We start from the raw sequence: 26,273 nt of genomic DNA on the forward strand, positions 1-26,273 counted from the left end.
GTTGATGGCCCCCGCAGGGATCAGCGCGCCGGTGTCGATCGCGGGCCTTATCGCTCCGGCGGGGTCCAGTCTTTTTCCATGTCGGCATTGTTGCGGCGCAGCCTGAGCGCGAGACCAATGCTGACACCCACGCCAATGGCGACGGTCAAATCGGCAAAAACCGTCAAAACCAACGTCAGCACCAGAAGCACCCGATCCGAAGGGCGCGCATGTAGATAGCTGCGCCATTTATGTGGCTCGCTCATATTCCACGCGGTCAGGATCAACAAACCGGCAAGCGCAGGCATGGCCAGATACCCCGCCAATGGGGCCGCCAACATCATCACAAGCAGGATGGTCAAGGCATGAACAATGCCGGCCACGGGGGTTTTGCCGCCCGCCCGCACGTTGGTGGCGGTGCGCGCAATCGCACCCGTCGCCGGAAGACCGCCGAACAAGGCAGAGCCGATATTGGCAAATCCCTGGGCGAGAACTTCGGCATTGGGCCGGTGATGCCCGCCGATCATTTTGTCCGCGACCATCGCCGATAACAACGATTCAACGCTGGCCAGAAAAGCGATGACCAAGGCCGATGGAAGCAGCTCGATGATGCGCGCCGCGCTGATGTCAGGCAGGGCGGGAACCGGCAAAGCATGTGGCAAACTGCCGAATTGTGAAAAGATCGTGTCCACTGGAAGCGGGGCGAATGCGACAACGCCCGAGGTCAGCCCGACCGCAACGATCAATCCCGGAAATCTCGGGGCGAGTCTGCGCAGGAGGACGATCAACACCATGGTAACAAGCCCGATACCAAGAGCAAAGCCGTTCAGGGTCTCGCGCGCCTGCCATAGGGTTTCGATCTTGGCGATGAACTCCGCAGGGACTTGCGCGCCGGACAGCCCGAGAAGGTCTTTGATCTGACTCGTGGCGATGACCACGCCGATGCCGATGGTAAATCCGTTGATCACGGCTTCGGGGACAAAGGCGACAAGATTTCCGGCCCGAAGATATCCGGCAATCATCATGATCATCCCGGCCATGAGCGTCGCCAGAACAAGCCCGTCATAGCCATGCTCGGCGATAATCCCGTAGACGACGACGATAAACGCTCCCGTTGGACCGCCGATTTGCACGCGGCTGCCGCCCAGAAGCGAAATAAGAAATCCGGCGACGATGGCGGTGACCAGACCCTTTTCCGGCCCCGCGCCAGAGGCGATGGCGATGGCAAGGCTGAGGGGTAGGGCGACCATTGCGACGGTCATGCCGGCCAGCAGATCATCGGAAAATTGTCGACGGTCGTAGGTTTTGAGTGTGGTAATAATTTTCGGTTTCATAGGAATAGCTACGTCCGGTGGCGTAGGAAATTCAACCTGTCAAATATGCAACGCCGTTATTCACCCTGCGGTTCGACCTCATGGCGGGCGTATTTTTGCGGCCTGTTTAAGCCGGATCCGTTCGCCCGCCCGCCGCAACATCGACCAACCGCGCCAAGAGCAGGGGGCATATAGGGATGCTGAGAGTAGGGGCGGCGGGGCAGGGCGCGGGTCCGGATTCCTATGAGGGCGCGGGGGGTTAGGGGGGAGGTCGATGGACCCCGAGGGCGGCGTCCCCGCATCTGCCGCTAAACGTCCGGCGCGCCCGGTGCGATCAGCCCGTCAATCGCCCATGCGCCATCTGCGAGCAATGTGGCGACAGTTTCGCGCAACAGATCGGCGATGACCTCGCCCGCGCGCGACATGGGCCGGTCGGTCATATGCACCAAATAGGCCGAGCGCCACAAACGCGGTTCTGCAAAATGGCGGATACCAACCAGCCCTGCTTTCGCCTCTGCCGCGACGGCGTGATAGGGCAGGATCGAACAGCCGTGCGCACCCGCGACCAGCGCTTTGATATTGCTGAACGAGTCGATTTCGACTTCACATGTCAGCTTGCTGCCGGCGTGGCGGGCGGCCTGATCGATCATCCGGCGCAAGCCATGCGCGGAGCTGGGCAAAATCAGGGCTGTCCGCTGGAGATCCGCGAGGGATACCGGATCGGGCATATGATCGCCCGGCGGTGTCAGCATCACCAATTCCTCCTTCAAGAGCAAATCCGAACGCAGCCCCTTTTGCCCGATATCATTGTAAAGGATTGCCATATCGATGCGCCCATCCATCAACCATTCGCTGACAAATCCGCTCATGGCCTCGGCGATGTTGATGCGGATTCTCGGATATCTGTCGCGGGCGGCGGAAATCAGCGGCACCGAGAGGATGCTGCTGACCGTGGCGGGGAACCCGAGACGCACCTCGCCTGCCGGATCGGAATGGAGCGAGCGGATTTCGTCCTCGGTGCGGGCCATTTCCGACAGGATCCTGCGCGCCCGAAGCGCCAGTAAATCCCCGGCCTCTGTCGGCACCACGCCCTGTGGGCGGCGGATCAAAAGCGGCGTGCCCAAGGCATCTTCCATTTTACGCAGATGGATGGACAAGGCCGGTTGGGCCACGTTCAACACCGCCGCCGCGCGCGAAAACGATCCCTGTTCGACGATGGTCAGGAAATAGCGCAATTGCCGCAGGTCCATTTTTGGACTCCTGAGTGGGGCCGCGCCAATTGGGGATGCGCGCGGCAGCTATAACAAAATGTTATTTCTTATAGTATGAATGGATATTTGATTTATACCCCCACCCTCGGGTTATCTTTGCGCATTCCATCGCCCCGCCGGATCGCCCCGACCGTTAAGGACATCAGATGACAGATTATGCCGAGGAACAGTTTCAGGACATCCGCGATGGGGCGCAATTGCTTTGCGCCTCATGTCCAGACGCATATCACCCCAAGATCGATGACGCGCGCGCCGAACCGAAAGCCGGTGTCGACGCCCTGATCACGGCGCATGGCGGGGCGGCATGGATCCCCGAAAACGGCGGCGTCGAACACGCGCGCGGCCTGCCGGGGTCGTTATAATGCCGCCGCTATGGCCCCTGCAGGGGCGACCGTATCACCGGGGTATCGGGTCGTTTCCCATACCCCCTGTCAACGCGCCGGTTGAATTTCCCATCCCCGTGGGCATGATCGGCGACGCATCCCGCATCTACTGTCCGGTACCCGGATTGTCCAAAATGGAGACACGCACATGAGCCTCGATATCGACCACCTTCGCAGCTGGATAGGCAATACCGAAACAGCCAGCGAAACGGTGACTTCCGACATGGTGCAGCGGTACGGCGCTACGCTTGATCTGGACCTGGAGACAGGCAATGGTGCGATTGCCCCGCTGTTTATTCATTTGTGCGTGGCGCCGCCGGCGGTGCCTTCGACGGAAATCGGCCCCGACGGGCATCCCAAACGCGGCGGCTTTCTGCCTCCTGTGCCTTTGCCGCGGCGCATGTGGGCGGGCGGCGCGCTTACCCTTCATGACGATATCCATGTGGGTGATGTGGTTTCCCGTCATTCCACGATTTCCGATGTGACGGTCAAACAGGGGCGCAGCGGCACGCTGTGTTTCGTCACGGTCCAGCACGAAATTTCAAGCGGGACGCGCCATGTGCTGAGCGAACGTCAAGACATTGTCTACCGTGATGTCGATGACCCGGCGAAACCCGCCGCGCCCAAGGCCGCCGGTGCGCCCGCCGCCCCGGCCGGTGCGCATCGCCGCCCCATCACACCCACCCCGCCGCTGTTGTTTCGCTATTCCGCTTTGACCTTTAACGGCCACCGCATCCATTATGATGCACCCTATGCGCGCGATGTCGAAGGCTATCCCGGCTTGATCGTGCACGGCCCGTTGCAGGCCACGCTTTTGGCGCTTTATGCCGAAGAACTGCGTGGCGCGCGTCCGGCTGAATTCAGCTTCCGCAGCCTATCGACAATCTTTGATACCAGTGATTTTTCGCTCAACGCCAGTGAGGATGGCGAGGTGATGCGGCTTTGGACGGCGCAAGACGGCGGGCCCGTTGCCATGGAGGCGACTGCCAAATGGTGAATGTTGACACCCTATGGGCGCCGCTGTTTGTGCCGGCGAACCGCCCCGAACGGTTTGAGAAAGCCGCCCGCAGCGGCGCGGACGCGGTGATTCTCGATCTGGAAGATGCCGTCGCACCCGAAGCAAAAGACGCCGCCCGCGCCGCCCTGCGCACCGATTTTACCGATCTGCCGGTGATCGTCCGGATCAATCCGGCGGGCACCCCGTGGCACGAGGATGACCTGGCCGCACTACGCACCCTGCCGGTCGCGGCGATTATGCTGCCCAAAGCCGAAAGCGGGGCCGCGTTGGATCGGGTTGCCGCCGATTTTACAGGACATACGCCGATCATCGCATTGGTTGAAACCGCGCGCGGGATTGCCGATGCCCGCGCCATTGCCGTTACTGAAAATGTGGTACGACTGGCCTTTGGGTCGGTGGACTATTGTGCGGATCTGGGCTGTGCGCATCTGCGCGAGGTGCTTTTGCCTGCCCGCTGCGAAGTGGTATTGGCGTCGCGCCTGGCCGGGATCGCCGCCCCGATTGACGGGGTGACCACCGCGTTGGATGATCTGTCGATCACCGCCAGCGATACCCAACACGCCCGCGCATTGGGGATGACCGGAAAACTATGTATCCACCCCAAGCAGATCGCCGAGGTGATGCGCAATTTCGCTCCCGCGCCGGAGGAGCTTGATTGGGCGCGCCGCGTTCTGGAGGCGGGCGATGGCGCGGTGTCTGTCGATGGGGCCATGGTGGATGAACCGGTGCGGATCAAAGCCCGCGCTCTGATGGCGCGCAGCGGAGCGTAAAGCAATACCGCAGCGGCCGCCGTTTGCCGGTGGGTATCGCGGCCGGTTCAGGACCGGTTCAAAAGAGCGCATCCGTGTCACGGCTTTGTTGGCGACGGCGGGGCAGGGGGGTTAGGTCGGGGTGGCCGCCGGCTTTTGCGCCACCCACGCCATAATTGCATCGGCTTCCGGTGTCAGTTCTGTGGCCATGCCATCTGCGAACCGCAAGAAGGCTTCGATATTGAGCGGATTGACCACGGTGATGACCGGCACGCCCCGGTCGAGAGCCTGCGCGATTGCGGCGCTAAACCCGTGGCCCTTGGATTCTTGTGCGCCGAATTTATTCACGATGAGCACCTCTGCGCCCTGAGCGATTTCGCGCTCGACCTGTGCGACGGCGGTTTCGAGCGATCCGATGTCCATCCGGCATCCCGAGGCGCCGCGGCCCAGATCCTGCGCGATAGAAAAAACCTGCCCGCCGGGTAGGCACATCAGCTCCATATCGCAGGGGTGCGCGCCGGTTTGAGGCGCGCGGAATTGGACCAGTCCGGTTACGCGGACTCCTTGCGCTGTGAGGCGCGCGGCCACCTCCGATAGGATGGCATTGGGGCGCCCGCGCGTGGCGGTGTGGATGTAACCCAGCATGGAAAAGGGGACTGTTGCATTAATTTCTCTCGGCATGGTTTGGGCCTTCGAGTTCAGGGGGTAAGCGGTTTTGAATGGCTTGCTGATAAACTCCAACTCGTCCAAGATACCTGATCGATTGTGATGGACATGTCCACGTTTGATTGTCCGGGCGGTCTCAATCCCGATCAGGGTTGCTTTTGCCATTAGAACGATCAAGAACGGACACATTCAAAATAGTCAGTCAGGCGTAAGAGGGCAAGTTGCCTTCGTAAGCCGATTGTTTGGTTTGGCTGCGTGAAATCAACGTGTTACGATATAAACACGGGCTTGGCCGGTTAATGCAACAGTCCCGGAACGAGAGGCGCTATCAGAAATGCGCTTGGACAGAGACGCTTGGAAGCAGCAAGCTACCGCGCTTTTAGGCGCACCGGAAAAGAAACATCGTCGCTGGTGGCCATAGCCATAGAACACGTTCTAGCGGGCGTGATGGGGAAATAACATAAAATGACCGATTTGGATTCAGAACTTCAAGATGTGGCCTTGGAGCTCACCATGTTGCACTTTGCAAGAAGCAACGTGAAATCTGCTACTGAGGTGGCAAAATTACTTAAGCTCAAGAAACCACTATTTCGCAGAGCACGAAGACTTGCTGGGCTCAGAGCCGAAATATCTATTCTCTTCTGTGCCCTCGTAATCACGCAGGCCAACCGGCTCCTTGATCAAAGCTGCACCAAAAGCCTTGTAGATATGTTCCTGAACAAATCCCAGCTCGTAGTCTTTCGGGATTTGGAAAAGGCGAGGGAAGCATTTCAGAATGAGTACAGTGAGAAGATTCAAGAATATTTTACCGCCTTACAAGAAGAAAATAGCTCATTGTCAGTTTCCCTGACCTTTATTCGCAACGTTGGCGGAAATCTCGAAATAGGGTGCCAAATGCAAGTTATTGATCTTGTATCAACCATATCGGAGAAGATCACAGTTTCCCTCGAACGCCTTAGAGCAGCTGACGCGCCGAAGTTTGACGAATATGATAATTATCATGATGCTCTCGACGAGATTGTGGCAAAGCTTGAACCTGCCTTTCTTGAAAAAATTCCAACTGGGAGCTTCCAAAAAGCAACCGATCCAAGGAGCCTCTGCGAACTCATTGCTTATTCGGCAGTTCGGCGCGTACGTGACCTTTACGGCGAACAGGTCAACGATATGGCGTGGAACTCGTTCCGCCGAAGCATAGAAATCAGGCTATGTGAGGTCGCCGGAAATAGCCCATTCAATGACACACTAGAAGTCCACGAAGATGGGTCGAGGTCTCTCATCTCTAGGTCCACGCCTTGGCTGAGCCGATTGACAAAAATTGACTCGCTTATTGAGGCACGCTCACAACGTGGCCCGTTGGACGCGTCGTTTGCTCTCGCGTCTATTGGATTGGAGGACAGCCACTTCTCAGCAGAAGAACTTAACCAAATCAACGAGATTCTGTATGAGGCTGAAAGCACCGCTCAATCTTTCATTCTACCAGACATCATCACGGGCTTCAGTTGACCCCTTCGGCTTTGATGGTGATTTTGTGATCCCTACACAAGGTTAGTCTATGATGGCTGATAGCCAACCTCTTTCTGGTGCCGCACCGCGACGACCAAAGCCACGTCCGGGACTGTTGCATTAATTTGTGAAGCATTACTTTGTTGCAGGGCAGGGGGCAAAAATGCATAGAAAGCAACCATTCAAACGACACCGTTTTCCGTCTTTGATCATTTTGTGCGCGGTGCGGATGTATCTGCGATACCCGCTGTCTTACCAAGATGTCGCGGATCTTTTGGGCGAACGTGGCGTCGATGTTGATCGTTCAACTGTCTTTCGTTGGATTCAAAAATTCGGACCGGAACTGGCGAAGCGCACAGAAGGCCATCTGCGACGGGCAAGCCTAAATTGGCACGCCGATGAAACCTACATCCGCGTTGGCGGGAAGTGGCGACACCTATGGCGAGCCATTGATGCGGACGGTCAACTGGTGGACTTTAGACTAACAGCGCGGCGGGATGCAAAAGCAGCCAAAGCCTTTCTGAACAAGGCGATCGAACGTGTCCGGCTCCACAGGCCGATCTCAATCTGCACAGACAAAGCGCCCACCTATCGCAAGGTCATACGAGAAATAAATCACCGATATGACCCTCACTTTAATTACATCACACATATCGACAAAAAGTATCGAAACAACCGTGTTGAAAGCGATCATGCTGCTCTCAAGAGGTTGCTGGGGTACCGACAAAGCTTCCGATCATTATGATGTGCGAAGGCGACATTGCAGGGAATGGAAGCCATTAGAACGATCAAGAATGGACACATTCAAAATCGTCAGTCAGGCGTAAGAGGGGAAGTTGCCTTCGTAAGCCAATTGTTTGGTTTGGCTGCGTGAAATCAACGTGTTACGATATAAACACGGGCTTGGCCGGTTAATGCAACAGTCCCGCACGGAGAATGATATCACCTGAAAAATGATGATGGTTGAAGGGGGAGCTACGCGGCATTATGTGAACTCACGGCGAAGCGCAATTTCTCTTTGTTCAGTTTATCTGGATCACGGCTCTCCTTCCATCAGTTTTGCGCGGAATACTTCTGAAGGTGTCTGATAGCCTAAACACTTTCGCGGCGTTGCGTTGAGGCGGTCGCAAATCGACCCTAAATATCGATTTGTGAACGCCGTGGGATCGGCCTTGCGGGGTAGGTAGCGACGCAGGCGGTTGTTGGTATTTTCGACGGTTCCTTTTTGCCAAGGAGATTGCGGATCACAGAACCAAGAATCAACGCCCAAACCAGCCTTCAGATATTGCCATGCTGTGAACTCGGTACCACGATCAAATGTGATCGACCGGCGCGCGTTTGCGGGCAGGGGTGACAGACTTTCGATGAGGCTTTCCATCACGGGCTTGGATTGCCTATCTGGGTTCTTCAAAACAACCGCATATCGACTAACACGTTCGACCAGCGAGGTGACGTTGGCTTTGCCAAATTCCTTGCGGAACATCACCAGATCGCACTCCCAGTGCCCAAATTGGTTGCGATCAGCGACCATGTCAGGGCGGTGCGCTATGGCCAATTCATCAAGAAACCTTCGTCCATGATGCTTGCGCGTCCCACGTGGCCTGCGACGTCTGCGGTGCTCAGGCAGATGGCGATAAAACTTCTCAGCACGGCCATCTTTAGAATAAGCATACCGATAGATCGTTTCGTGACTAACGCGCGTTGGATGACGCTCTAACTTCATGCGGCCCGCGATTTGTTCGGGCGACCAGCCAGCATCAAACCCATCGAGCACGGCAGCCATCAATTCAGGGTGTCGGATCAACTTGCGATGCACCGCACGACGCTTCTCATATTGATCCTGCGCATTCACCGCGTGGTAGCCGTTCAGCTCTGGCAGTTCTTCGTCATGATAGAAGTTCCGCCTAATCTCGCGGTAGATTGTTGAGGGCGCTCTCGCCAGGTTGTCGGCGATCTCTTTGATTGGTATCTTCGCATCAAGCCATTTGGCCAGCTTGCGACGTTCTTCGAGGTTCAGGTGAGGGTAGCAGCGTCCCATTGATTAACTCCATGCAAGGTTCTGTTTTAATACAGAATTCGCACTTCATTTGTGAATCCACCTTATCAACCACATAAGGCCAATAATACATCTTATGTAAATAACGGGGGCGCCTGCTCTATGGTGGTCGCGGTATCGGCCATATCCGAAAGGCCAGCATGCCACGACCAAATATGTGAAGCAAACCGTGCCTCACGGTTCTTTGCGCCACGCAGAGCCGTCAGCTGTCAGCCGTTTGGCGGCGTCGTGCCAATGCGCGCCGCAAGCACGGCAGGCCCGTCAGGTTTATCTATATAACAGATGTCTTCCCACAGGGCAGCGCTGAGATCCCGACCGAGCAAGGTTTCCGACTTGTCTTGCAGTCGAAGTTTGATCGCGTCGGGGTCGTTGGTGGTAAGAATATCATGGCGTGCGCTGCGCACCGTTTCACCGGCAGTGACGCAGACCTGTGCTTCGCTGTCCGACAATGTGTCATCGGGGATTACCGTGACCCGATCGCGGAGGGCGCAAATGTCGCCGCGTGTGCAGGTTTCGGCGCTATAGACGTCCAGCGCAGCGGTATCGAGCCCGCCGAGCACCATTGCGGCGGTCAGACGATAACTAAATTTCGCCTGCAGGCCGGTTTCGGGGGCGGGTTGGTTGCACACGTTGAGCCAACGCGGATGTGTGTTGATCGACACGGTGTCGATCGCGCTTGCAGGGATGTCCGTGAGGTCGATGGAGCGCAAGGCTTCCAACATCGAATGAAGGCCATGACAGCAGGCGTGAAATTTATAGGACACTCCCGAAAACAGCCACTCCTGACCGATGTTGTGCAGGGCAGAAATTTCGGCCGCGCCGGAATGGGTGGGACCAAACCCTTGCGGACCCTCAAGAGCATCGGGGGCCGAAGTGGCACCCATCTGCGCCAGCAGCGCGGTGGTCACCCCGACTTCGGCGGCAAACCCTGCATGCAGCGGTTTGCCCATTGTGCCGAATTGACTTTTCAACCCAGCGGCACGTGTAGCCGTCAGGCTGAAGGCCTGTGCCATCTGGTCCGCGTTCAACCCAAGTATCCGCCCCGCTGCTGCGGTTGCACCAAATGCGCCGGATGTGCCGGTCTGGTGAAATCCTGCTTCGTAATGCGGCCGGCCCATCCATGCACCAACCCGGCAGGCCGTTTCCAGACCAACGGTCAATGCTTCGATGAAGTCCGCGCCTGTGGCGGCTTTGGCCTCGGCCAGCGCAAGCGCGGCGGGGACCACCGCAACGCTTGGATGTCCGAGATACCCGAAATGCGTATCATCATAATCAAGCGCATGACTGGCCGCGCCATTGGCAAGTGCGGCGGCGGCGGGTGACGCACGACCGGCGCCAAATACAGTGGCACTGTTTTTGGTCCCTGCGGTTTCAAGCGCCATCGCGCGTGCCGCTCGGGCCACGGGTTCATCACGTCCTGCAAGGCCGACCGTGGCCCAGTCATATAAGGAGCAATGCACGAAGCGGGTCATGCGCGTGTCGGGGGTGATCGGGCCTGTTGCGAATGTGCCAAGGGTATGGGCAAGGGTCATGTTATGTCTCATTTTGTGGAGTGTGGTGCGGCGACTGCATCGCGACCTGCGCGCAGCAACAGGTCGGGCAGCCAGGCCGGTTCGGGTTCGGCGGGGGCAAGCGGATCGCGTGTCGTCAAGCGTTCTGACAAAACCATACGCGCCAGCAGCGCGCGATCCGTGGCCGCAACCGGATCTGTTGCGGTCAGTCGGGCGCTTTCCCACGCAAGAAAGACAGCCGATGTCACGTTATAAAGCGCGCTGGCCGCGCGGCGTGTTTCTGCTTCCTGCGCGGATTGATGCTCTCCTGCGGCGGCCTGTATCAAAATGCTGACATCTTCAATCGCCTGCGCAATCGGAGAGGTCAGCGCGTCCTCGACCTCTGAAAGGCAGGCAATCAGATAGTCGGTGAGAGCCTCCAACGCGCCTTCACGGCGCACCGCGCGTCCGACATCGAGTGCGACGATATTGCTTGTGCCTTCCCAGATTGATCCAAGATGTGCATCGCGCAGCACGCGGGCATCCGACCATTCCTCGATGTAGCCGCACCCGCCGCGCACCTCCATGGCATCTCCGGCAACCTTGCGCGCATCCCGACAGGTCCGGAATTTGACAAGGGGTGTCAGGATCCGCAGCACCTTTGCCATCGTGGCATCGCCCCGGTCCGCCGCGTCCAAAACCCGTGCGGTGTGGAACACCATGCTGCGCCCTTGTTCCGTCGGCAGAAGCATTTTCGCCAACTGGCGGCGCATCAGTGGCATGTCGATCAACCGTTTGCCAAACGCGGTGCGGTGGCGAGAGATGAACAACGCCTCCGAGGTGGCGCGCCGCATCAGCCCGGCGCTGCGGACACCATTGGCAAGCCGTGACATGTTGATCATGTCGGTCATTTGCTTGAACCCCTGCCCGGCCGCGCCAACCAGATAGGCTTCGGCCCCTTCAAGGGTTATTTCCCCCGATGCCATTGATCGGGTGCCCATTTTATCCTTTAGCCGTATGATCCGATAGGCGTTCAGGCTGCCATCTGAAAGGTGGCGGGGCAGCAGGAAAAGCGACAGCCCGCGGGTGCCCGCTCCGCCGCCTTCAGGCCGCGCCAGCACCATCGCCAGCGCCGCATCCGGATTTGAGCAAAACCATTTGTCCCCATAGAGTTTCCATGTGCCGTTCTCGTGGCGGGCCATGGTGTCAACCGCGCCAACATCGGACCCTGCGGCTTGTTCGGTCATGAACATTGCCCCTTGGAACAGCTCGTTCATGTCTTGGCTGGTCAGCCGGTCAAGATAGCGGTCGATCAACGCGTTCGAGCCGAATTTACATAGGGTGCGCGTCAACGAGTCGGTCATGCTCAGCGGACAGCACAGCCCAAACTCTGCCTGCACAAAAAGATAAACCAGTGCATATTTCGCCAAGGGGTGCAGTTTGTCCGCCTGATCAAAGACGCCGCCCCGATGGGACATGGCGGCCAGCCCGAATTCGCCAAAGGCAACGCGTTCAAGCTCCTCATAGGCGGGGTGTTTTTCTATCTGCTGGCAGGGTTCTCCGGTGCGGTCGCGCAGCAAGAGCCGGGGCGGATTTTTATCCGATGTCAGGGCAAGTTGTTCCAATCTGTCGCCCACCAATTGGCCCATCCGGTCAAGCTGTGGTTCCAAAACCGGATGCAGGGCCTTGGGCAGGTACACGGTCAACAGCGCCGCAAACGCCGGATCTGTCCGAAATGCGTTCAGGCCCCGACTGTCGGGGACGTTTGTATGGGCCAGATCGTTCATGTGCTCCTGCCTTTCTGCTGTCGTCTCAGCGCAACAGTGCGGTTTTGGCGGCGCGCTACGCCCGCCCAAGCGGCGCGGCGATATCCGGCCTGGGTGAGCTTTCGCTGCGCGGCGTGCCGGAGGGCCCTGCGCTTCCGAGATCTTTCCTTGCTTGGCCGCAGGGGGCTGCAGGAGCCTCGGCCCGCGCGGGATACATACAGGATTTCATCAAAAATCGCCATGACAATCCTCTCTTCTGGCCCTCCGCGCGCGGGGCCGATCATGTCGCAATGCGGCCGGCATTCCCCCATGCGGGCATGGCCTGCGTCTGAGGCGATGTCCCGATGTCGGCGGCGGGTCCGACCGGCGCCGCGCTGCGGTCTGGCGCTTGCCCTCACGCGATCCCCGGCGCTCCAGAGCGCGCTTTCAGGCTTTTCGGACAGGTGGTCTTTGGGCTTTCGCATGCTCGCCCCTTTTCCTTTACGTCAGGATCTCGGCGTCAGTCAGGGATTGAACCTCTTCAAAACTGTTGCCCGGTGCCAATTCCACCAGTTTGAAACCCTCCGGCGTCACATCGAGCACCGCAAGATCGGTATAAACCGTGCTGACCACGCCCAGACCGGTCAATGGATAGGTGCATTTTTTCAAAATTTTGGGGCTGCCGTCGCGGTTCACATGCCGCATCATCACCAGAATCTTTGGCACCCCCGCGACAAGGTCCATTGCCCCGCCTACGGCCGGTGGAAATGAATCGTCAAGCGTTGCCCAATTGGCCAGATCGCCATTTTCTGCCACCTGATAGGCCCCCAAAACCGCAATATCTATATGCCCGCCGCGCATCATTGCAAAGCTGTCGGAATGTTCGAAAAAGGCAGCTCCGGGCGCGGCGGTCACATATCGTTTGCTTGCGTCGATCAGCTCGGGGTCTTCTGTACCTGCGGGCGGTACCGGGCCGACGCCTAAAATCCCGTTTTCGGAATGGTAGATCACTTCGCGGCCTTCGGGGACGTGGCTGGCGACATGCGCGGGCTTTCCGATGCCAAGATTGACATAGGAGCCGTCTGGAATGTCTTGCGCGACCCGCGCCGCGAGCTGCGTATCTGTCAGTGAATTCATGGCCGGACCCCGTATTCCACGACGCTTTGTACAAAAATGCCCGGTGTTACGACCTGCTCGGGCTCCAGCGGGGTTTCGGACAGGTGCCGGACTTCGGCAATGGCATGGCGGGCGGCCATTGCCATCACGGGATTGAAATTGCGCGCTGTCGCATGAAAGTTCAAATTTCCATATTTGTCGCCATTCTCCGCGCGCAAAAGTGCGAAATCGGCATGCAGCGGCGCCTCAAGCACGTAACCGCGACCATCGATCATGCGTGTTTCCTTGCCCTCGGCGAGGAGCGTTCCATAGCCTGTCGGTGTGAGAAAACCGCCCAACCCTGCCCCCGCAGCGCGGATACGTTCGGCAAGCGTGCCTTGAGGCACCACTTCAAGGCCGATTTCGCCGGCTTTGTACCGTTTTTCGAACCAGATTGATCCCGGTGTGCGCGGGTAAGAGCAGATGACTTTGGCCAACCGCCCCGCCTTCAGAAGTTTTGCAATCCCGGTTTCGCCGGAACCGGCGTTGTTCGAGATCACGGTCAATCCTGTGGCCCCCTGTTCCAGCAGAGCATCGATCAAACCGAAGGGAATACCGGAGGAGCCAAATCCGCCGATCATCACGGATGCGCCGTCGGGGATTGGGGCGACCGCATCGCGCAAATTGGGGGCGCTTTTGTCCATTCGCAGATCTCCTGACTTAGGTTCCGGTGGCGCTGTTACGGCGTCCAATCCCCAAATTGACCACGATCACGGCGGTGAGGATCGTGCCGCCAATGAGGCTGGTCGCCAGTTCGGGGAAGATGATCAGAATACCACCGGCGCCAAAGGCAATGCGACTGACCGTGCCGATCCTGCCGACCTTGTAGATCCAGCTTTCGAACGCCGAAGTGACTGCCCAGATCGCGATCAATGTCAGGGATATGCGTTCGATGATCTGCGGCCACGTGCCATCCATGATCAACGCCGGATCATAGACGAAAATAAACGGCAGCACGAACAGCGGCATTCCAAGGCGCATGGCGTGGAACCCGGTTTGCATCGGGCGCGATCCGGCCAGATTGGCCGCTGTGATCGCTGCGAGCGCAACAGGTGGGGTGATGTAGGACAGCATGCCCCAATATAGAATGAAAAGGTGACTGGCGATCGGGTTCAGGCCTGCTTGAACCAATGCGGGGGCAAGCAAGATGGACAGGAAGATATAGCAGGCGGTTACGGTCATCCCCATGCCAAGAACAAAGCTGGTCACAGCCCCGGCAATCAGCATCAATGCGGTGTTGCCTCCGGCATAGAGAAGCAATTCTCGTGCGAAGGCGCCCGCCACACCGGTGTAGGAAAGCCCCCCGACCACAAGACCGATCCCCGCCAGAACCGCAACAAGGCTCGCAATGTTCTTAGAAACATCCAGAAGCAGGTCTTTCGCACGGCGAAGCGATAGCCGGGTTTCTTTTTTGAACGAGGTGGCGATCAACATGACAAGCGAGGCGTAGTAAGGCGAACGGGCCTCCATCCGCAGGCCCATCAGGACAAAGATCAATACCGCGAGGCTCAACAGGTAGGGCCAGCCGGATTTCAGCACCGGCCAAATGGCGGGAATTTCGGTGCGAGGCAGGCCTTTGAGACCACGCCGGGCGGCATACATGTCGACTTGCAAAAGCAAAGCCACATAAAACAGCAAGGCCGGAATGACCGCCGCAATCACAATTGTCGAATATTGCACCCCCAAAAACGAGGCCATGACAAACGCCACAGTCCCCATAACGGGTGGCATCAGCGTCGCCCCCGTGGAGGCACAGGCCTCAATCGCGGCGGCATAGCTGGCGGGGTAACCCACGCGGCGCATTGTCGGGATGGAAAATGGCCCCGATGTCAGAATGTTCGATATGACGCTGCCTGACAAAGATCCCAAAATGCCGGACCCCATGACCGCGACTTTGGCGGGGCCGCCGCGGCTGTGCCCAAGAAGGGCCGACGCCAGTTCCATGAAAAAATCGCTGCCCTTGGTGATGACCAAGACCGAGCCGAAGATGACAAAGCCAATGACCAATTCGGCCACCACTTGCATCGGGATGCCAATGATGGATTCAACCCCAAGCACATGGGCCCGTATTGTCCCGATCAACGAATATTCTGTGCCCCACAAAAAACCCGGCATGTAGCCGGCGTAAAGCGGATAGGTGCCAAATAGAATTGCGGTGAACAAAAGGATGGGACCGCCTGCACGGCGCACGCCCTCAAGGACCAGAATGATCAGGATTGAGGCCATCACATCGGCCATCAGCGGGGCGTCATATTCCCATCCGCGTTGGATGATATCGAGCCCATGCCGCCCAAGCCATCCGGCACTGACCAATGCGGCAATTGCGAGAACCGGGTTCAGCCATTGAAGCCGCTGCGGATGCAACCTGCTGACGGGCATGGTGAGAAAGGCAATCGCCAGAAAAATCCCGATCAGGTAATACAGATAGGCGTTTCCCAAGGGCTGAAACCCGAGGATATTCAAAAGAAACTGTTGGTTGATCGCCATAGCGACGCCAAGGGCGCCAAGCCCCATGACCGCCACGCGCATCATGCGCTGTCCGGTCGGTGCATCGGCACTGACCTCCGCCGCATGTGCTGCGGTCGGAGCCTCGTTCTTGTCTTCGGATACCATTGTTTAATCCCGACCTGGCAATGTTTATTCCCCCGGCGGCAGATCAAGCGCACCGGGGGAAGCAAAAACGCGCGGCTCAGTTCAGGCTGGCAGCGACCTCTGCGCGCCGGGCCATCCAAGCGGCGGCGAATTCTTCCTCGGACATGTCTGCATTCTGAGGTTTGAATTCGGCCCAGGCGGCAATCAGCGCATCCATCCGTTCGGTACGCTTTGCATTCCAGGCATCATCTTCGGCGGTCCAGATCCCTTTTTCTTTCAGGTAGCGGATGGCGCCTTCGTGGAAGGGCACGTCGATGGCCGGTTTGCCGGATCTTTCGAGCGCCCACCGTTTCATGGCGGCGGTGCCATCTTTGTAAAGATCGTAGGTTTCATCCAGAGCCTTGATAAAGGCATAAACATCATCTGCCGATTTATCCACGGTCGTGGTGATGATCGGATAACGATAGGCACCCATTTTGGCGACTTCGCCTTCGGCGAGACCGGCGGCGACATCCTCGTTAGAGGGGCTCATGATCGGCAGAACCTCCAAAAGCTGTTTCCAACCTTCCGCATTGTCCGCTTCAAGCGGGGCGTAATGAATGCCACGCGGGCTTTCGGCCAGTTCATAGAGCTGGCTGGTGGTCGGAGTCGTGCAGGTTGCGTCCGACTCGTTGCGTGTCATGGACGACATCGCGGCTGCATATGTCGGGAAGGTCACCACCTCGACATCGTCAAGCGTCAGCCCGCCAAAGGCAAGGATCGCCTCACATTTCACGTTCACAGAGGGGTTCCCGGCGACAAAGGCAATGCGTTTTCCGCGTGCATCGGCCACGGTTTCAATTCCGGCGTCCGCCGCCGCAACCAAAGTGAGGCCTGCCGGACGCCCGGCAATGGCACGCAGCTCTTTTGGTCCCCAGTCAGGCGTTGCAAAGTCATAGGCGCCTTCAGAAAGGAAGAAAGCTTCGGTGGCGAGAAATGCGTAATCGGCGCGCCCCTGAAGCAAGGGCTGAAGCCGTCCGATCCCGCTGCCGGAGGGTTGAATCCGCACGCGGGTGCCGAATTTCTTGCCAAAGGCGTCTGCGATGGCCGAGGCTTCGGCGTAACCGGCCGACCCAACGTCATAGGACGTCCAGATCATGGTATCCGGCAGGTCCTGCGCCGAGGCCGAAAAGGCCGATAGTGTCATCAAGCCGCTAACGGCAGCTGCAATATGCGTTCTGGTTTTCATGTAGCTCTCCCTGTCAAATGGAAGCCTCTCGAACCGCCGATCCTCCACCGGCGGCGGCGCTGTGGTGTATATGAAAACACCAAGACACCGGACAAAGACGTTCCTTGAAGTAAACAGTGCATGATATGGAAGCCATGTTGCAAGTGTATTATAGATATATCAGCTATACCAATGAGGTATGAATGGACTTTCGCCAACTTCGTAATTTTATCCATGTGGTTGAGCTGAGCAGCATCACCGCCGCCGCAGAGCGTTTGAACATTGCGCAACCTGTGCTCAGCCGACAGGTCAAATCGTTAGAGACAGAATTGAATGTGCAGCTGTTGCGGCGCCACGGCCGTGGGGTGATGCCGACAGAAGAAGGCATCAGATTGGCGCGCCGGGCCAAGGTTATTTTGGAAGATGTCGAGGATTTAGCGGGCGAAATTTCGGGCAACCTTACGCCCCTTTCGGGCACGGTGACGCTTGGCCTGCCCCCGACCGTCGCGGAAATTTTGGCGACGCATTTGATTGAACAGGCATTGCACGTCTATCCGGATGTGAACCTGCGGGTCATTTCCGGCTTTAGCGGCCATGTGCAGGACTGGCTTGTGCGCGACAAGATTGATCTCGGGGTGGCGTATGAGGGGCAAAGACCCCCTGCAATTACATCGCAACCTATTATTATAGAAAAGCTTTTCTTGGTTCAATCTGCTCAACACGCATCGGCGGATGATGGCGTTCCAATCCGTTCCGGTGAGGCATTGAAGCAGGATCTGATTTTGCCCAATCGCGAACACGGGTTGCGCGGATGTATCGAAAACATCGCCAGCGACGCACAGATCGACCTGAACGTGATCCTGGAAGTTGACATATTGCCAACCATGCTCGCCTTTGTGGAGCGAGGTTTGGGCAGCACGATCCTGCCTCTGGTCAGCGTGATCAATCAGGTGCGTGCAGGACGGTTGATTGCACGTCCGATCGAGAGGCGCAGCATCGACCGCACATTGGTTTTGATGACGCCGTTGAACCGCCCCGGTTCGCGTTTGACCAGCAGCTTTGCCGATTTCCTGATCGCTGAAGTGCATAAGATGGTTGCATCGGGACAATGGCCGGGCGTCACCCTGTGACGGCTGTGCCATCCGATCATGACCTGAAATGTGGTTTGGACATTTCACACAGATATGATTTTCACATCCGGCGGATGGTGCGGGCGTTGACTTTGCGGATCCATGTGCACCGCTAAATGTCTTTAGATCAGGCCCGTTTGTATCAGCGCGGTCAGCAGCACGGCCCATACCGCCAGGATCGCCATACAGTAAGGCCCGTTCCAGAACAGGCCAAGACGTGCGGGTGAGCGCCCCATTATGGCCGCCCCGATGATGACGGTGGTTATGAAAGGCGAAAACCCCATCACAGCCGCCCATCCCCCGCTGATTGCTAAGGCAATAATCGTGTCGTTGAGTCCCGGAACCTCCAACTGTGTGGCGATGGCTCCCAGAACCGAGGCCACCACAATCGGGTTCACCCCAAGAAGCCCGATCACCACCATCATCAGCAGCAATCCCAACGCCAATATGAGTGGCCCAAACCCAAGTGCGGCAATGGCATCGCGTAATGCTTCGGACGGGATCAACGCCAATAAGACAACAGGTAAAAATCCGGCCGATGCGAAGACCCCGATTTCACCGCCGATCCCGGACAGCCGTTGCCAGCTTGTGCGGGTGGCGGTCTTGATACCGGCGACTGGTCCGCCCGGCGCGCGCCGTGTCGCTATGGCGGCCCAAAAGATTGAATAACAGGGCACCACAAGGATCAGGGCTTGTTGAAAATTGAGGAGGCTGAGGTCATGCACGATAAACACCGCCGCCCCCAAAGCCCCCACATGGCACAACAGCAATGCCGCTCCGGCCCAACTTCTGGGCGGGGGGCTTGGCGGCGGAAGGCCCATGCGCCGATACCGCCGCCCCTCCCATCGATCCATGCTCCAGCCGACGGCAATGAATACGAAAGACATCGCAAACCCGATCGGCCCGAAATCGAAATAGGAAATACCGGGCAAGGTGATCAGGATGGCATTGGTGGCAAACCCGAAAGGCGACCAGAGTGCAATCAGCGAAAACCCCCGGATCACCGCCAAGGTCATGCGTTTTTCACGCAGGTTCCGGGCCTCTTGGGTCATTTGTGCGGCGGCTTCGGTGGATATCGCGCGTTTGGCCATATCCAGTAGCACCGCAAGCCCGCCGAAATTGATCAGCACACCAAAAAGATGCCCGCCAAAGGTCATTGCCAGATACCGGCGTGAGGCCGGTTGATTTGTCACATATTGACCGGCGCGATGCACTTCGGGTGCCAATGCGGCGGACGACCGCAATGTGCCCAGAAACGCGATCAAGGCCGATAGGAAAAGCATGCGGTCGGAGGCTTGCCACAGAACAGCAGCAGGCACTCCGCGAAACAATGCAACGATCAGGGTCAAAAGAGACAGCAGGACCGGCACCCAGGTGCCAGCACTGAACTGGCGCAGGGTCAAAATCAGGTACAGCCCCAAAGCCGCCATTCCGGCCAATGTCAGCCCCTTTGAATCGGCAAAGATAAGCACAACCGCCACCAGCATGACGAAGGCCAACAGCCCCCGCAGCAGCACCATCCTGCCGGTCTGTAAAACCGGATGGGAGGGTGCGGGTGCATTGGTGCGCTCCTTGGTCAACATCCGCGAAATCTGGGTGGCCTCTTTTCGGCAAAGGCAGCCCGACCTTCGGCGGCATCGGCGCTGTTCACCAAAGCGGGCTGAAGCGTTTGCTCATAATCAAGCGCCGCACCGAGATCACGGGCAAACCAGTCCACAATAAATTGACGCGGCATCGGCGCCGTTTTGGCTTCCTCAAGCGCCAGCACCCCGGCCAAGCGCGCGGCGTCGCCGGGGTCGGTCAATTCATCGACCACGCCCAATGTCAACGCTTCGGGGGCATCGATCACACGGCCGGTAAGCAACAATCGCCGCGCGCGTGCGGGACCGACCCGCGCCGGAAGGGTGGCAAATAACCCCATATCAGGCATCAGCCCGACCTTGGTAAAACTGGCGACAAATCGGGCATTCCGCGAGGCGACCACCGTCGGGCACGCCAGTGCCAGTGAAAAACCGCCCCCTGCGGCCCATCCTTCGACCCCTGCAACAAGTGGTTTTGAAAACCGGGCCATCCGACCGACCAAATCCTTGATCAGGGCGAACCGTTCACGATGTTCGCAGATGCTGCGGTCTTTTTGCTCGCGCACATCCCCGCCGGCGGAAAAATGCCCGCCCGCGCCGGTTAATACGACGGCGCGCACGGTGGGGTCTGCCTCGGCCTCCGACAGCCGGGCCCGTAGCGCTTTGCGTCGTTCATGCCCGATGGGATTGCGGCGCTCGGGGTCATTGAGTGTGATGATCAAAAGGCCATCGTCGTGATGCTCTGTTGTGACGCTCATTTTGCACTCCTGTGCCGGAACAACTCATTGCCGATGACGATCTTATCACGCTCAATGGCGCGCGTGCGGAATGATCCGTCTTGCCAAATTTCGGTCCGCAGCGTTTCGCCGAGGAATACATGCGCGGTGAACCGTGCATCCATTGACCCAAATGCCGTGTCATCATAGTCGCATAAAACCGCAAGCAGCGCATGGGCGGCGCATCCAAAGCTGCATCGACCGTGCAAAATGGGTCGTTCGAAGCCTGCCTCATGCACGGCGCGCGGGTCAAGATGCAGCGGATTGGGATCACCGTTCCAATGAAAGAGCAAGGCTTGCTCTGGTCGCGTGAGTGTTTCAAAAACATGATCCGGCGCAATTTCAGGGAGAAGATGTGGGGTTTTTAACGGCCCGCTGGGGCCGCCAAACCCACCCTCCCCACGCAAAAATGTGGTCCCCCGGCACGTGGCCAGATGCACACCGGTGTCGGCGTCGTGCAGGTCTTTTTCGGAATAGAGCAAGGCACCTTTTCCGGCGCCTTTGTCGATAAGGCCCGTCACGCGGGTCTTGGCCGCCACGGCACCTTTGGCGTGAATGCGGTTGTGGATCGTCATGCCCTCTTCGCCATGCATAGGCTTAAGCGCGTTGACGTCCGTTTCCGGCTTGCTCATCCAAAATCCCGGATGGCCCAATATGTTGACGATGGCGGGTATCGCAGGTTGATCATGTGCAAGCGCACCGACATATGACATCTGGCGTAGGTCCACCGGATCCTGTCCGAGGCCGACAGAAAGACCATAAAGCCCCACTTCCGCCGGCCCGTAGGTTTGCCGCACGTCCGGGATCTCGACATGCATCAGATGATCATAGTCAATGGCCATCAAGGGTCCTCGTGAGGGGTCAGTTCAATAACCGCATCCAGAGCATAGGCGCCCTGCCCGCTTGGCATGGCCAGAACCGGATTGAGATCGACGGAGGCAAGACGCTCTCCCGCCCCGGCGGCAAAGACCGACAGGCGCGATAGCATATGTGACAGCGCATCAATATCTGCCGGCGCTGTCCCGCGCGCCCCTTGCAGAATGGCGGCGCTGCGGATCGACAAGATCATGTCGCGGGCGGTTTCGGGATCAAACGGGCAAGCCCGTACAGCCACATCATTCAGCAGTTCGACAAAAATACCGCCAAGCCCGAATACGCCCACGGGCCCAAAGGTTGGGTCACGGTTAATCCCCATCAGACATTCCACACCGCCCGACAGTTGCTTGGCCACAAGCACTCCGGTGACTGTTGCCTCTGGCGCGTGTTTGGCCGTCGCTGCCAAAATGTCACCATAGGCGGTGCGCACGGCATCTGCATCCTGAATGTCCAATTTGACAGCGCCGATATCGGATTTATGCACAATCTCCGGCGACAGGATTTTCATCACCACCGGATATCCAAAGGCGGCGGCGGCTGTCACCGCCTCTTCGGCGCTGCTGACGGCCTGTTCGGGGGCGGCGCAAATGCCGGCGGTGGTGAGGAGTGTTTTGGCTTGGGCTTCGTCGGGGCTTGTTGCGGGCAAGATCACCGGTCCATGCGATGGCAGCGCAGGTCGGGCATCTTTGTCCCGCGCGCCGCCGAGCCTCAATATTGCATCAAGCGCGCGCACCGCGCGACACGGGTCATTGAAAATCAGGATGCCCGCGTCATCGTATTGGCGCAGAATTTCGGGATCGCCCAAGGCACAAAAGGCGATGATGCGATCGGGATAGGCGCGGCGCAGCGGCACCATCGCCTTGAGGATCACTTCGGACATTGCATCACTGCCGGCGACATAGGTCAGGAAACACAGCACTGCACCATATCCACCCTCTTCCAGAGCGGCCTGTGTGAAACTTTCCAGAAGCGAAGGATCGTTCAGCGCCTGCGCCGTGCAGTCCAGCGGATTGACCGGCGAGGCATAAGGCAGCAGAGCCTTCAACTTGGCCTGCGCGGCGTCGGGCATGGGGGGCATCGGAAGGCCAACGCGTTCTGCCTCGTCGCTGGCGACGATACCCGCGCCGCCACTGACGGTGATGACGCCCAAAGAATGGTGCGCCGGGAAAACCTTCTTGGAGGCCGCATAGGCAATATCCATCATCGTTTCGGGATCGCGCAGGATAATCGCACCGTGATCGGAGAGAACAGCATCTGCCACCACGGCATCACCTGTCAACGATGCGGTATGCGATGCGGCGGCGCGTGCGCCTACGGCCGAACGTCCGGATTTCAACGCGAGCACAGGTTTGCCTGCCGCGCGTGCGGCATCGAGCGCCGCCAACAGAGCGGGCGCATCATTGATCGCTTCCATATAGGCGCAGATCACATCGGTGGTGTCGCTTTCGGCCATCCACCGAATAGCTTCGGCGACGGTGATATCGGCTTCGTTGCCGGTGGTGATCAATATCGAACAGCCCAGCCCCCGATCCCGCGCCAGCGCCCCGAGATGCGCCCCAAACGCACCAGACTGGCTGGCGATTCCGATGTTGCCGGGAAACGGGTGGCCCGTATCCAGAGACGAAGAAAATGTCCCGTAATACCCGATATCTACATTATAGACCCCCAGCGTGTTCGGACCCAGAAGGCGCATACCGTGTTCGCGGGCAAGTTCGACAAGTTCACGCTGTGCGGCTTCGCCTTCGGCGCCGACCTCGGCAAAGCCGGCGGAAAACAGCGTGGCTGCGGTGCAACCTTTGCGCCCAAGCGCCTCAATCGTTTCGGCCACCAGTTTGGCGGGCACCGCGATCAGCGCCGCATCGGGCACTTCGGGCAAATCGTCTACGCTGCTATAGCAGCGCAGGCCCTGCACAGTGTCGCGTTTCGGATTGACGGGCAGAATACGGCCCTCATAGCCCGCCTTGAGCATCGCGGCGATCGGTCGTCCGCCAATGCGTGTGACATCATCCGAGGCACCGATCACGGCAACGGAGCGAGGCGCAATCAAATTATCAATATGTGGAAGACTGGTCATAGTGTGGCCTCCGATCCCAAAATGGCGGTGCATTGGCTCGAGAGTGTGCCGCCATTGCCATGACACAGCGCCAGATGGGCCTCATAGGCGGCCTGCGGTCCCAGTTCGGTCATGTCAGATGTGGTCATGTTGTCTCCCCCTTATTTTTCGTCCTTCCACCCCAGAAGCAAATGCGTCTGAGAGGTCACGCCAGCGACTTTACCGTCGCCACGTGTCATCGTGACCTGCAGCACCAGCGTCGTGCGCCCGACATGCAACGGAACGCTATGCGCGACCAGCGTATCGCCGACGTGCACCGGGCGCATGAAATTTGTCTTGGCCTCGACGGTGGTGTTTGAAAATTCGGCCGCGCTGTTGATAAAGGCCAATGTGCCCGCCGCCGTATCGGATAGCGTCATCAATGCCCCACCATGCAAGACGCCGTTGCGATTCGACATTTCGGGCGTGACCGTCATGTGGCAGATCACTTCCTCGGGGGTGCAGCGCACAACCTCGATGCCCAGAAGATTTGAGAAATTCGAAGGTGCCGGCATGTCTTCGAGGCTGCGTGTCGTTGGGCGCGCCATGATCAACCCGCCCTTTGCGCCAAGGTGCGGCGCGCGATGACAAGCTGTTGGATCTGACTCGTCCCTTCGTAAATTCGCAGCAACCGGATATCGCGGTACAGCCGTTCGATATCATATTCGGCCATATATCCGGCGCCGCCGTGCACCTGCAACGCGCGGTCTGCGATACGGCCCGCCGCCTCGGTGCAAAAATATTTGGTGCAGGAGGCCTCAAGAATGGCCTTCCCATCGCGGTCAAAGGTTTCTGCCGTGGCGCGCACCAATGCACGGGCCGCATGGAGGTCCGCCTGACAATCGGCCAAGAGGCCCTGTACCAATTGGTGTTCACCAATCGGTTTGCCGAACTGCTTGCGCTCCAATGCATAGTCGGTGGCGATGTCCAACATGCGCTGGCTTTGGCCAACGGCCATGGCGCCAACATGAATGCGTCCGCGGTCCAGCACCTTCATCGCGGTCCGGAACCCCAGATTCAATCGTTCGGGGCCGCCAAGGATTGCGGTTTCTGGCACACGAACGTCTTCGAAAATCACATCCGAAGTTTTGGTCCCGCGCTGACCCAACTTGCGGTCCGGTGTGGCGACGGTGATGCCGGGGGTGTCCGCCGGAACGATGAAGGCCGAAACACCCTCTGCGCCGGGCGTATCGGGATCGGTGCGCGCAAAGACGGTAAAGACTCCGGCCCGCACCGCGTTGGTGATATATCGCTTGGTCCCGTTGATGATAAAATCCGACCCGTCACGGCGGGCCGAGGTGCGAATGCCGCCTGCATCCGAGCCGTTATCAGGTTCCGTCAGAGCAAAAGATGCGATGATATCGCCGCTCGCAACACCCGGCAGCCATTGTTGTTTCTGCTCAAGGGTGCCGTCCATCACGATCCCTTGCGAGCCGATGCCAACATTGGTGCCAATCAAAGAGCGAAAGGTCAGCGAGGCATAGCATAGCGTTTCGATCAGCCGTGCTTCTTGCGGAACATTGATGCCGATGCCACCGAAGTCTTCGGGGGTGGACAGGCCGAAGAGGCCCATTTCCTTCATCTCGGCGACGATTTCTTCGGGAATATCGTCTTCGTCTTCAACGCGGCGTTCCGCCGGGATCAGACGTTCACGGGCGAAGCGGTCGACGGTTGTCACAAGCTGCTCGAAAACGTCACTGTCCACACCTGTTGCCATTCTGGTTGTCTCCTCAAACCTACGTCAGATGTCACTTGAGGTATCAGGAATATTCTGTATAGTAAATGCAATTCTATCAGGGGAATATTGTGACGATCGAAGCGAGTCAGAAACTTGTGCCTGCGGTGCAAAATGCCATACGCATCCTGCGGCTTCTGGCTGCGGCGGGCCGTCCGATGGGGGCGACGCAGATTGCGCGCGAAACCGGTTTGAATGTGTCTTCGGCCTTTAACATTTTACGCACCTTGCACAACGAAGGCCTTCTCGGTTTTGATCCTGACACCAAAACCTACACAGTGGGGATGGGGCTTATGGAATTCGCCGCGCCGCTTTTGGGCGCGAATCCGTTTGATCTTATCCGGCCAACGATGACGGCCCTTGCGCAGGAATATGAGGTGGTGATTGGCCTTTGGCAGATCACGTCAAACCAACGCGTTGTGTTGATTGACCGTTTTACGGCGCCCAATATCGTGCAGGCGGCTATCGCGCGCAACAGTCGCCTGCCGGTATTTGCGGGAGCGATCGGGCGTTGTTATGCGGCGGCGGTGGGACTTGATAAGGCCGCCACACAAGAGGGTTACGCAACTGTACGTTGGCAGGACGAACCGGGTTTCGATAATTACTGGCGCGATGTGGTCGCCGCGCGCGAAACCGGGACGGCGCAGGATCGCGGCCAATTGTTCAGGGGGCTTGATGTCGTGGCGGCGCTGGCTCGCGATGCCGGCGGTGTGCCGCAGATCGGCATGAGCAGCATCAGCATCGCCGGCCAGCATGATGATGATAGCCTGAAACGCGTGGCGGCGGCTTTGGCCGAGGCAGGACAACAGATCGAACGCGGTGTGTTTTGTCGATCCGCCAAGGGCGCGCAAAAATCTACGTCAGCGGATTAGCGACAAAGGCCTGTCCGAAAGGGCACCTTCGGCATGTGGCATGATGTGGCACGGCGCGCCTTAGGCGCACCCTGCGGTGACGGAG

The 26,273-nt window shown here is 58.4% G+C and carries 23 protein-coding genes and 1 pseudogene; 7 read left to right on the top strand and 17 right to left on the bottom strand.

What is annotated here, in order from left to right; all coding sequences use genetic code 11:
• Positions 1–47: 47 nt before the first annotated feature.
• Positions 48–1,313 carry a SulP family inorganic anion transporter gene (locus DI396_RS13180; RefSeq protein WP_110796678.1) on the bottom strand — a complete coding sequence of 422 codons (1,266 nt, stop codon included), beginning with the start codon at positions 1,311–1,313 and terminating at the stop codon, positions 48–50.
• A 287-nt stretch (positions 1,314–1,600) separates the two neighbouring features.
• Positions 1,601–2,542, bottom strand: a complete 942-nt coding sequence (locus DI396_RS13185) for a LysR family transcriptional regulator (RefSeq protein WP_110796679.1) — start codon at positions 2,540–2,542, stop codon at positions 1,601–1,603.
• A 167-nt stretch (positions 2,543–2,709) separates the two neighbouring features.
• Between DI396_RS13185 and DI396_RS13190 the strand changes: the two genes are divergently transcribed.
• The 3 genes from DI396_RS13190 (at position 2,710) to DI396_RS13200 (ending at position 4,734) form a co-directional block, all read left to right on the top strand.
• Positions 2,710–2,925 (top strand): hypothetical protein, encoded by a 216-nt coding sequence (locus tag DI396_RS13190; protein ID WP_110796680.1) that lies wholly within the window; start codon positions 2,710–2,712, stop codon positions 2,923–2,925.
• Positions 2,926–3,094: 169 nt separating this feature from the next.
• Positions 3,095–3,943 carry an HTD2 family dehydratase gene (locus tag DI396_RS13195; RefSeq protein WP_110796681.1) on the top strand — a complete coding sequence of 283 codons (849 nt, stop codon included), beginning with the start codon at positions 3,095–3,097 and terminating at the stop codon, positions 3,941–3,943.
• Entirely contained in the window at positions 3,937–4,734 is a 798-nt protein-coding gene (locus DI396_RS13200) for an HpcH/HpaI aldolase/citrate lyase family protein (RefSeq protein ID WP_110796682.1), read from the top strand. The genes DI396_RS13195 and DI396_RS13200 overlap by 7 nt, the downstream gene beginning before the upstream one ends.
• A 111-nt stretch (positions 4,735–4,845) precedes the next feature.
• Here the strand turns inward: DI396_RS13200 and DI396_RS13205 are convergent, their stop codons facing one another.
• Positions 4,846–5,394, bottom strand: coding sequence for a DUF2478 domain-containing protein (locus tag DI396_RS13205; RefSeq protein ID WP_235851872.1), 549 nt, complete (start codon positions 5,392–5,394; stop codon positions 4,846–4,848).
• Positions 5,395–5,844: 450 nt separating this feature from the next.
• Here DI396_RS13205 and DI396_RS13210 point away from each other — a divergent pair, with 450 nt between their 5' ends.
• Together DI396_RS13210 and DI396_RS13215 are read left to right on the top strand one after the other, a co-directional pair.
• Positions 5,845–6,882, top strand: coding sequence for a hypothetical protein (locus DI396_RS13210; RefSeq protein WP_110796683.1), 1,038 nt, complete (start codon positions 5,845–5,847; stop codon positions 6,880–6,882).
• Between the two features lie 163 nt (positions 6,883–7,045).
• Positions 7,046–7,756: pseudogene (locus tag DI396_RS13215) on the top strand (IS6 family transposase).
• Between the two features lie 162 nt (positions 7,757–7,918).
• On the opposite strand, the gene DI396_RS13220 reads toward DI396_RS13215, so the two are convergent.
• The 7 genes from DI396_RS13220 to DI396_RS13255 all read right to left on the bottom strand — a co-directional run bounded on the left by DI396_RS13220 (position 7,919) and on the right by DI396_RS13255 (position 17,148).
• Positions 7,919–8,920: an IS30 family transposase gene (locus tag DI396_RS13220; RefSeq protein ID WP_110796684.1), complete on the bottom strand. Its 1,002-nt coding sequence runs from the start codon at positions 8,918–8,920 to the stop codon at positions 7,919–7,921.
• A 227-nt stretch (positions 8,921–9,147) separates the two neighbouring features.
• Entirely contained in the window at positions 9,148–10,470 is a 1,323-nt protein-coding gene (locus DI396_RS13225; protein WP_110796685.1) for an MmgE/PrpD family protein, read from the bottom strand.
• 8 nt (positions 10,471–10,478) lie between these two features.
• Entirely contained in the window at positions 10,479–12,215 is a 1,737-nt protein-coding gene (locus tag DI396_RS13230; RefSeq protein ID WP_110796686.1) for an acyl-CoA dehydrogenase family protein, read from the bottom strand.
• Between the two features lie 459 nt (positions 12,216–12,674).
• Positions 12,675–13,310, bottom strand: a complete 636-nt coding sequence (locus DI396_RS13240; protein ID WP_027238571.1) for a 3-oxoacid CoA-transferase subunit B — start codon at positions 13,308–13,310, stop codon at positions 12,675–12,677.
• Entirely contained in the window at positions 13,307–13,972 is a 666-nt protein-coding gene (locus tag DI396_RS13245) for a 3-oxoacid CoA-transferase subunit A (protein ID WP_027238570.1), read from the bottom strand. The genes DI396_RS13240 and DI396_RS13245 overlap by 4 nt, the downstream gene beginning before the upstream one ends.
• 16 nt (positions 13,973–13,988) lie before the next feature.
• Positions 13,989–15,941 carry a TRAP transporter permease gene (locus DI396_RS13250; protein ID WP_204362857.1) on the bottom strand — a complete coding sequence of 651 codons (1,953 nt, stop codon included), beginning with the start codon at positions 15,939–15,941 and terminating at the stop codon, positions 13,989–13,991.
• Between the two features lie 76 nt (positions 15,942–16,017).
• The gene (locus tag DI396_RS13255; RefSeq protein ID WP_110796688.1) at positions 16,018–17,148 is read right to left on the bottom strand and encodes a TAXI family TRAP transporter solute-binding subunit; all 1,131 of its coding nucleotides are present in this window, start codon (positions 17,146–17,148) and stop codon (positions 16,018–16,020) included.
• Positions 17,149–17,330: 182 nt separating this feature from the next.
• On the opposite strand from DI396_RS13255, the gene DI396_RS13260 reads away from it, so the two are divergent.
• On the top strand, positions 17,331–18,257 hold the full coding sequence (locus DI396_RS13260) for a LysR family transcriptional regulator (protein WP_110796689.1): 927 nt from the start codon (positions 17,331–17,333) through the stop codon (positions 18,255–18,257).
• 122 nt (positions 18,258–18,379) lie between these two features.
• On the opposite strand, the gene DI396_RS13265 is transcribed toward DI396_RS13260, so the two are convergent.
• Genes DI396_RS13265 through DI396_RS13290 form a run of 7 tightly spaced genes read right to left on the bottom strand, consistent with a single transcriptional unit; the run spans position 18,380 to position 25,298 of the window.
• The gene (locus DI396_RS13265) at positions 18,380–19,840 is read right to left on the bottom strand and encodes a hypothetical protein (RefSeq protein ID WP_110796690.1); all 1,461 of its coding nucleotides are present in this window, start codon (positions 19,838–19,840) and stop codon (positions 18,380–18,382) included.
• Complete coding sequence (locus tag DI396_RS13270) at positions 19,834–20,595, bottom strand: enoyl-CoA hydratase/isomerase family protein (protein ID WP_110796691.1); 762 nt, start codon at positions 20,593–20,595, stop codon at positions 19,834–19,836. Before DI396_RS13270 ends, DI396_RS13265 begins: the two co-directional genes overlap by 7 nt.
• Positions 20,592–21,455, bottom strand: a complete 864-nt coding sequence (locus tag DI396_RS13275; RefSeq protein WP_110796692.1) for a MaoC/PaaZ C-terminal domain-containing protein — start codon at positions 21,453–21,455, stop codon at positions 20,592–20,594. Before DI396_RS13275 ends, DI396_RS13270 begins: the two co-directional genes overlap by 4 nt.
• Complete coding sequence (locus DI396_RS13280) at positions 21,455–23,563, bottom strand: acetate--CoA ligase family protein (protein WP_110796693.1); 2,109 nt, start codon at positions 23,561–23,563, stop codon at positions 21,455–21,457. The genes DI396_RS13275 and DI396_RS13280 overlap by 1 nt, the downstream gene beginning before the upstream one ends.
• On the bottom strand, positions 23,560–23,691 hold the full coding sequence (locus tag DI396_RS16855; protein WP_268876851.1) for a hypothetical protein: 132 nt from the start codon (positions 23,689–23,691) through the stop codon (positions 23,560–23,562). Before DI396_RS16855 ends, DI396_RS13280 begins: the two co-directional genes overlap by 4 nt.
• A 12-nt stretch (positions 23,692–23,703) precedes the next feature.
• Entirely contained in the window at positions 23,704–24,129 is a 426-nt protein-coding gene (locus tag DI396_RS13285; RefSeq protein WP_051360498.1) for a PaaI family thioesterase, read from the bottom strand.
• A gap of 2 nt (positions 24,130–24,131) precedes the next feature.
• Entirely contained in the window at positions 24,132–25,298 is a 1,167-nt protein-coding gene (locus DI396_RS13290) for an acyl-CoA dehydrogenase family protein (RefSeq protein ID WP_036783938.1), read from the bottom strand.
• 89 nt (positions 25,299–25,387) lie between these two features.
• Between DI396_RS13290 and DI396_RS13295 the strand changes: the two genes are divergently transcribed.
• A complete protein-coding gene (locus tag DI396_RS13295; RefSeq protein ID WP_051360497.1) occupies positions 25,388–26,188 on the top strand; it encodes an IclR family transcriptional regulator in 801 nt (266 codons plus the stop codon).
• Positions 26,189–26,273: the final 85 nt, after the last annotated feature.

Source organism: Litorivita pollutaquae, assembly GCF_003205515.1.
GTDB lineage: Bacteria > Pseudomonadota > Alphaproteobacteria > Rhodobacterales > Rhodobacteraceae > Litorivita > Litorivita pollutaquae.